The following is a 6,366-nucleotide window of genomic DNA, read 5'->3' on the forward strand; positions in this document are numbered from 1 at the left end:
TCGTTAAATTAAAGCATCCTTGCTGAATTTCACTGAGGTAGTTGAAATTTATTAAGTTTTTACGGGCCATATATTTAGGTTGTTTACTAATTTACATCTCTTAATAGAATTAAGAGAGATCAATACTGAAATGAACTACGTTTATAAATTAATTGCGCCAGAATGACCCCATTTCCTCCTTAATTCCCATTACCAATTAATGGTTAATTACGGTTTCAAGGATGGCAATAAAGCGTTCAATTGTTTGCAAGTATTTTTACCTATATTCAGTACCAATACAGTGGGCATAACACAGGTTTCTGGCATTCTTGTACACTTATAACGCCTGCACTACTTACTACGTGACTCGGTATTGGCGCCCTCCCCCAACAAACTGAATCAACTAAAATAACATTTTTCTTTATTTGGATAAGCTGGCATTTCGACGCACGGAGCAAGCTAGAAAAATTAACTTTCCGCTCGCTCAGCTCAATTTTTTCTACGATTCTTTAAGTTCGACAGGCAGCTAGACATTTGAAATGTTTAATTTCCGTAATGTTGTCCATTACGATCTACCCCTGTTTGAAATAAATTATTTATGTAACATTATGTTACGTTTGACAAAAAGAATAGTAGACGCTTATTATTTGTTTGGGTTATCACTTTCGTTTACAGTCGTGTAGACTGCATCAGTAGCACATCGATGCCCATGTTGCGCGAACTCGATCATCCGTTTCGAACGGGTTGGATTTGAGATGCGCAGCGGGAGATGCGCTCACCTGCTAAACATAAAAGGGATTGCGCTGTGAATATGAAAAGAGCTATGGCTATTGGAAATGCGCTCATTGCTTTGGTAGGAATGATTTCGTTCCCTGGAATATCTTTCGCGGAAGATCAATCGCTTGCAAAGAGTGTCCTTAAACAGACATGCATCCAATGTCACCGTTTAGAAGGCGAACCCGACTCCCGCTTTAACCTCAAAGCGCCCGATCTTATCTGGGCAGGGAGTAAATACCGACGACCATGGTTGATAAGTTGGTTAACCGGTAAAGAAAAACCGCTCTATGCCAAGGGCTATCGTTGGGATCTGACCGAGGGTCTAACCAAGCATCCAGTTATCTCCGAATCCAAAGCAAATGCTATCGCTGATTATTTTGCTAAACACAATAAGGATCCGCGAGTTAAAGTCGGTGCCTTTGATCTGTTGAAGGTGACAAAATTTGAGGTTGATTTTGGCGGAATGGCTTTCAAGGTTCATTCTTGTCGCGGCTGTCATACGATTAATGAGGATGGAGACATCATCGGTGCACCGCAGAGCACCGCTCTGCAAGCATCCGGACAACGGTACAATCAAGATTGGCTCTTCCGGTTTGGGCTGAATCCACAAGACTTTACGCCTCACAGTGGCGAGTTTTTGGCCGATGCAACTGAGCCACAACTCCGCGCCGTTATCGGGTACTTAATGACACAGGGTGTAAATGACTTTAAGTATTACGAGCCTTGGACGAGCCCGGAATTCGGTATGGCCAGCGTTGGTCGCGGCAAAGTCATCTATAAAGAGTATTGTTCGCAGTGTCATGGAGCGACGGGTAAAGGTGATGGGCCTGCGGCGTCTGGTTTGGATCCGAAGCCAGCAATTCATGCCAATATTCCATTTGATAAGCTTCCCATGGAATATCTGTACAACGTGATTAACCATGGCGGCCCGGCAGTAGGGAAGTCAGAGAATATGCCCTATTGGAATCTGACACTTGGCCAACAGGGCGTGGCCGATGTGATTGCCTACTTGCAAGCGACGTTTAAAGGTGTACAGGGAATAGCAGCTGCAGCGGTCGAAGTCCAGTCGGCAGCATGTGTGCAGCCCCGCAAGACAGTGAAAGCACCAGCAGAGTTTTTGGCCAAGACGAATCCTGTTCCAGCGTCCATCAGGGCAACCCAGGCTGGAATGAGACTCTTTTTGAAAACGGCCACACCCGTTAAATGTGCGATGTGCCATGGAGATAAAGGCGACGGAAAAGGCGTCATGGGCGCAGCTTTGTCTCCTCCACCGAGAAACTTTACCTGCAACGCAATGATGAAAGACATTCCCGATGGTCAGCTATTCTGGGTCATCAAGAATGGCTCACTGGGAACCGGCATGATGTCTTACTCCAGTCTATCGGATGAACAGGTGTGGCAACTCATTCATTACATCAGATCACTGGCACGTTGATCTGAGTACACAGAGTATCTGTGTCAAAGCCACAGATGTAGAAAGGTGGCAACAAAAAGTGTTTTTTCAACTATTTAATTAGGAGATACACATGAAATTTGTTACGAAATTACCGTTGGCATTGGCATTGATTGTGGGTAGTGTTACCGGCCCAGTTTTTGCCGATGATGACCATCACTCAGACAATAAAGATGGTCACCATGCTGGAAAAAAACATGGACATCACGCAGGGAAGCTGGATAAAAAGCTTCAGGCAAAGGCGATAATCTCCGGCCCGGACATTACCGGTGAGGCGCATCTTTATCAGAAATATGAAGGGCTCGTCAATGTCAAGATGACACTTCAAGGTAAGCCTGGCAGCAAGTTAACGCCCGGACGGCACGCGGTTCATTTCCATGAAACAGGGGCATGCGAACCAACATTTGGGGCTGCGAAAGGTCATTACGATGGCAACATCGATCCGTCAGTCAACCCGGAGGCGAATGTCAGTCCAGGTCTTGGAAATCATCCCTATCATTTAGGCGACCTACCCAATCTAGTGGTTGATAAGAACGGTAAAGGCACTATGCATGCTACGACGAGCCGAGTTACTTTGTCCCCCGGTTTAACGTCCCTTTTCGACGCAGATGGAACTGCATTTATTATTCATGGACTTGAAGACCAATTCCTTCCAGACCCTCCGACAAAAGACGCACCAGGTGGCCCCAGAATTGCATGTGGTGTCATCATTAAAAAATGATGCAAGGAAAGAGTGACAGGACAGCATCATGAGTGAAATATGATGCTCAATCTGTAGTTCTTACAAATGAATGAGGAGATAAACGATGTCAACTTTCATAATATCCGGTAGTCGAGGCACAGACGATCCAACGATGGCCACGTTGCCCTTCATGGCCGCGAAGACGGCAAAGGAACAAGGGCATGATGTGGTGCTCTGGCTCTGGAACGAAGCCGTGACGCTCGGTCGCAAAGGAACGGCCGATCATATTCATGGCGTGAATCTGACTCCATTGCAAGAGTTGATGACAGCGGTGCAGGTAGCAGGCGTGCAGATCTGGGTCTGCGGCGCTTGTGCCGTGGCCCGGCAGATCATGGCGGAGGATCTTGTAACTGGTGCATCAATTAAAGGGATGCCAGATTACATCCAGGCCGTGGCCGAACGCGACCGCAATGTGACGTTTTGATCGCTGCACTCATCACCTTAGTTAGCTGTGAATCGGTATGGCGATACGTATCACCATACTGAGGCATGGTGCACGTATTTTTAGAAGCGCCCTGCAGGTAACTTATGTCTACTATCAGCTACGCCATAATACGCATAATTTCAGGGGGTTGCCGATGTTAATTCGAACATTTGTCATATCACTGCTATCACTTGGATCCATTTTTGTTCCTGCAATTGCGCTTGCTGCAGATGAACCTATCCAGCCAATCAAGGAAGTTAAGCCAAAGAATCCAGACATGGTAGAACTAGGCAAGATGCTTTTTTTTGATCCACGTCTATCGAAGTCCGGATTCATTTCTTGTAATTCCTGTCACAACCTAAGCATGGGCGGCACGGACAATCTGCAAACATCCATTGGCCATAAATGGCAGCAGGGGCCAATCAATTCGCCAACAGTATTGAATTCCAGTATGAATCTGGCTCAATTCTGGGATGGTCGTGCCAAAGATCTGAAGGAGCAGGCAGGTGGCCCCATTGCCAACCCCAAAGAGATGGCATTTACCCATGAGCTGACAGTTTCAGTATTAAGCTCAATTCCCCAGTACCAGGCCCGCTTCAAGAAATTATTTGTCACAGATAAAATTGATATGGGTATGGTAACCACCGCGATTGCCGCATTCGAAGAAACCTTGGTGACACCCGACTCACGTTTTGATAAATGGCTTAAGGGTGACAAGCAAGCTTTGAGTCAAACTGAGCTGGAAGGTTATAAGCTATTCAAGGAAAGTGGGTGTACAGGTTGCCACAATGGCGCTGCCGTAGGTGGTGGTTCGTTCCAAAAATTTGGAATATTTGAGACCTACAAAACGATGAATAAGGCTGAAGGCAGGTTCGCCGTAACGGGCAATGATGACGACCGTTTCGTGTTCAAAGTACCCACGCTTCGAAACGTGGAGCTAACGTATCCCTATTTTCATGATGGTGCCGTTGAAACCTTGGAAGAAGCTGTGGACACCATGGGCAGGATTGAGTTGAGCCGCAAGTTCACAAAGGAAGAAAACGCAAAAATAGTGGCATTCTTAAAGTCGTTGACCGGCAAGCAGCCTGAACTCACGTTACCAATCCTTCCCCCTTCAACTAAAGGGACGCCGAAACCTAAACCATTTGAATAGATAAAGATAAAAGAGTGCTACAAACTATTTGTATCGCTCTGATTCGCTGGAATTTGTAAGTATTATCGCAGCTAATCCTTGAAGGATTGATTCGTCATTCCTGCGAAGACAGGAATCCAGTTTACTCGTTAGACTTTTTTGGTCGAAAAAATATGAAAAAATTATTCGTTGCAATGATTTTATTTTTAACTGGGTGCGTTGGAATACCTGAAAATGTGGAGCCTGTTGAAAATTTCAAATTGGAGCGGTATCTCGGTAAGTGGCATGAAATTGCGAGACTGGATCACTCATTTGAGCGAGGATTATCCCAAGTAACAGCAGATTATAGTTTAAGAGATGATGGTGGTCTAAAAGTAATAAATCGTGGTTATTCTGCAATGGAAAATAAGTGGGAAGAAGCCGAAGGGAAAGCCTACTTTGTAAAAGGGGCAGATCAGGGTTATTTGAAAGTTTCTTTCTTTGGTCCCTTTTATGGTTCTTATATTGTGTTCGAACTTGACCATGAAAATTATCAATACTCACTCGTGAGCGGCCCTGACAAATCTTACTTATGGGTTCTGGCAAGAAAGCCACAAATAGATGAAAAAATAAAAAATGCTCTCGTCGCAAAAGCTACAGCATTGGGGTTTGACACAAGCAAATTGATTTATAGTAGTAACGATTAGTTGTCTATTTCAACAACCAAGTCGAACTTGCACTCTTATCTCGTATTTAATGGCAATGTAAGTGTGGTCACTAAGACTAGTATCATGAAAGCGACTCAACAGAGGAGAACATAATGATTAGACTGACTTATGCTAGTACCGCAAGCCATGAATGGAGCTCAGATGAACTGCTAGAGCTGTTAAAACAATCTCGGACAAATAATGGTGCTAAAAACATAACCGGGATTCTCCTTTTTTCTCAAGGAACTTTTTTTCAAGTCTTGGAGGGTGAAGAGACATTCGTTGAAAATCTGTATAAAGAAATAGAAAAAGATCCGCGCCACAAAAATTGCACAATCATTGAAAAACTAAATATAACTGAACGAGCATTCCCATATTGGAGCATGGGCTTTGAGAAAATAGATCTCAAAGAATTGAGGAAAATGGAAGGGCTTAATAACTTCTTTGAGCATGACTTTACTCCAGCCGGTTTTGCCTCGAATAAAAATATTGTTGGTCCCTTATTGACCCATTTACGTAGCAAACTTGTAAAGCAAGTAAGTACCGAAAGTCATGAAGAGCTTCCAGTGGAGCATGATGATCCATTCATAAAATATTTACACCGTACTATAAGAATAGGCGTTAAGTTTTTGTCTATATTAATGGTTTTTGTCATTCTTGTAAGTATTGTTGATGTGCTTTACGTAATCTGGGACAAGATAAGCGAGTCACCGCGTTTTCTGATGAACACAAATGACCTATTGGAAACATTTGGCTCATTTTTGGCCGTGTTGATAGCTATCGAAATTTTTCTAAATATAACCATTTATATAAGAAGTGATGTAATTCCTGTCAAGCTGGTTGTAGCCACTGCGTTGATGGCTATTTCAAGAAAAATAATCGTTTTTGATTATAAACATTTGGATCCCGCGTATGTTAGTGCCTCGGCCTTGGTAGTGGTAGCTTTGGGTATCACTTATGTTCTGCTTAAAAAAGGTGATTAGCAGGTTGTCAGATTTAAGGACGCGTCTAATCATTAAATTTTTCAGATAAGACAAAGCGTGAGTAAGAAGTTTGAACCCAGATAATCCATTAGCCCGTTCGTGGTGAGCTTGTCGAACCACTTGCGCTGTAGAACAAGCCCTTCGACAAGCTTGTATGGTGTTTCTGGCTCATTCTTGAGAGACTGGAAAG

Annotated in this window: 6 protein-coding genes; all 6 read left to right on the plus strand. The window is 43.9% G+C overall.

The features are described 5' to 3' along the window. Positions 1 to 802 precede the first annotated feature (802 nt). The 6 genes from MJ770_RS11020 to MJ770_RS11045 all read left to right on the plus strand — a co-directional run bounded on the left by MJ770_RS11020 (position 803) and on the right by MJ770_RS11045 (position 6,176). Positions 803 to 2,191, plus strand: coding sequence for a cytochrome c (locus MJ770_RS11020; RefSeq protein ID WP_239254108.1), 1,389 nt, complete (start codon positions 803 to 805; stop codon positions 2,189 to 2,191). Between the two features lie 91 nt (positions 2,192 to 2,282). Continuing rightward, the gene (locus MJ770_RS11025) at positions 2,283 to 2,930 is read left to right on the plus strand and encodes a superoxide dismutase family protein (RefSeq protein ID WP_239254110.1); all 648 of its coding nucleotides are present in this window, start codon (positions 2,283 to 2,285) and stop codon (positions 2,928 to 2,930) included. 85 nt (positions 2,931 to 3,015) lie between these two features. Beyond that, complete coding sequence (locus tag MJ770_RS11030; protein WP_239254112.1) at positions 3,016 to 3,375, plus strand: DsrE family protein; 360 nt, start codon at positions 3,016 to 3,018, stop codon at positions 3,373 to 3,375. 154 nt (positions 3,376 to 3,529) lie between these two features. Then, on the plus strand, positions 3,530 to 4,528 hold the full coding sequence (locus MJ770_RS11035) for a cytochrome-c peroxidase (RefSeq protein ID WP_239254114.1): 999 nt from the start codon (positions 3,530 to 3,532) through the stop codon (positions 4,526 to 4,528). A gap of 152 nt (positions 4,529 to 4,680) precedes the next feature. After that, positions 4,681 to 5,193 carry a lipocalin family protein gene (locus MJ770_RS11040; protein WP_239254116.1) on the plus strand — a complete coding sequence of 171 codons (513 nt, stop codon included), beginning with the start codon at positions 4,681 to 4,683 and terminating at the stop codon, positions 5,191 to 5,193. Between the two features lie 113 nt (positions 5,194 to 5,306). Further along, the gene (locus MJ770_RS11045) at positions 5,307 to 6,176 is read left to right on the plus strand and encodes a phosphate-starvation-inducible PsiE family protein (protein WP_239254118.1); all 870 of its coding nucleotides are present in this window, start codon (positions 5,307 to 5,309) and stop codon (positions 6,174 to 6,176) included. Positions 6,177 to 6,366 lie beyond the last annotated feature (190 nt).

The organism is Candidatus Nitrotoga sp. M5, from assembly GCF_927904885.1.
Taxonomy (GTDB): domain Bacteria; phylum Pseudomonadota; class Gammaproteobacteria; order Burkholderiales; family Gallionellaceae; genus Nitrotoga.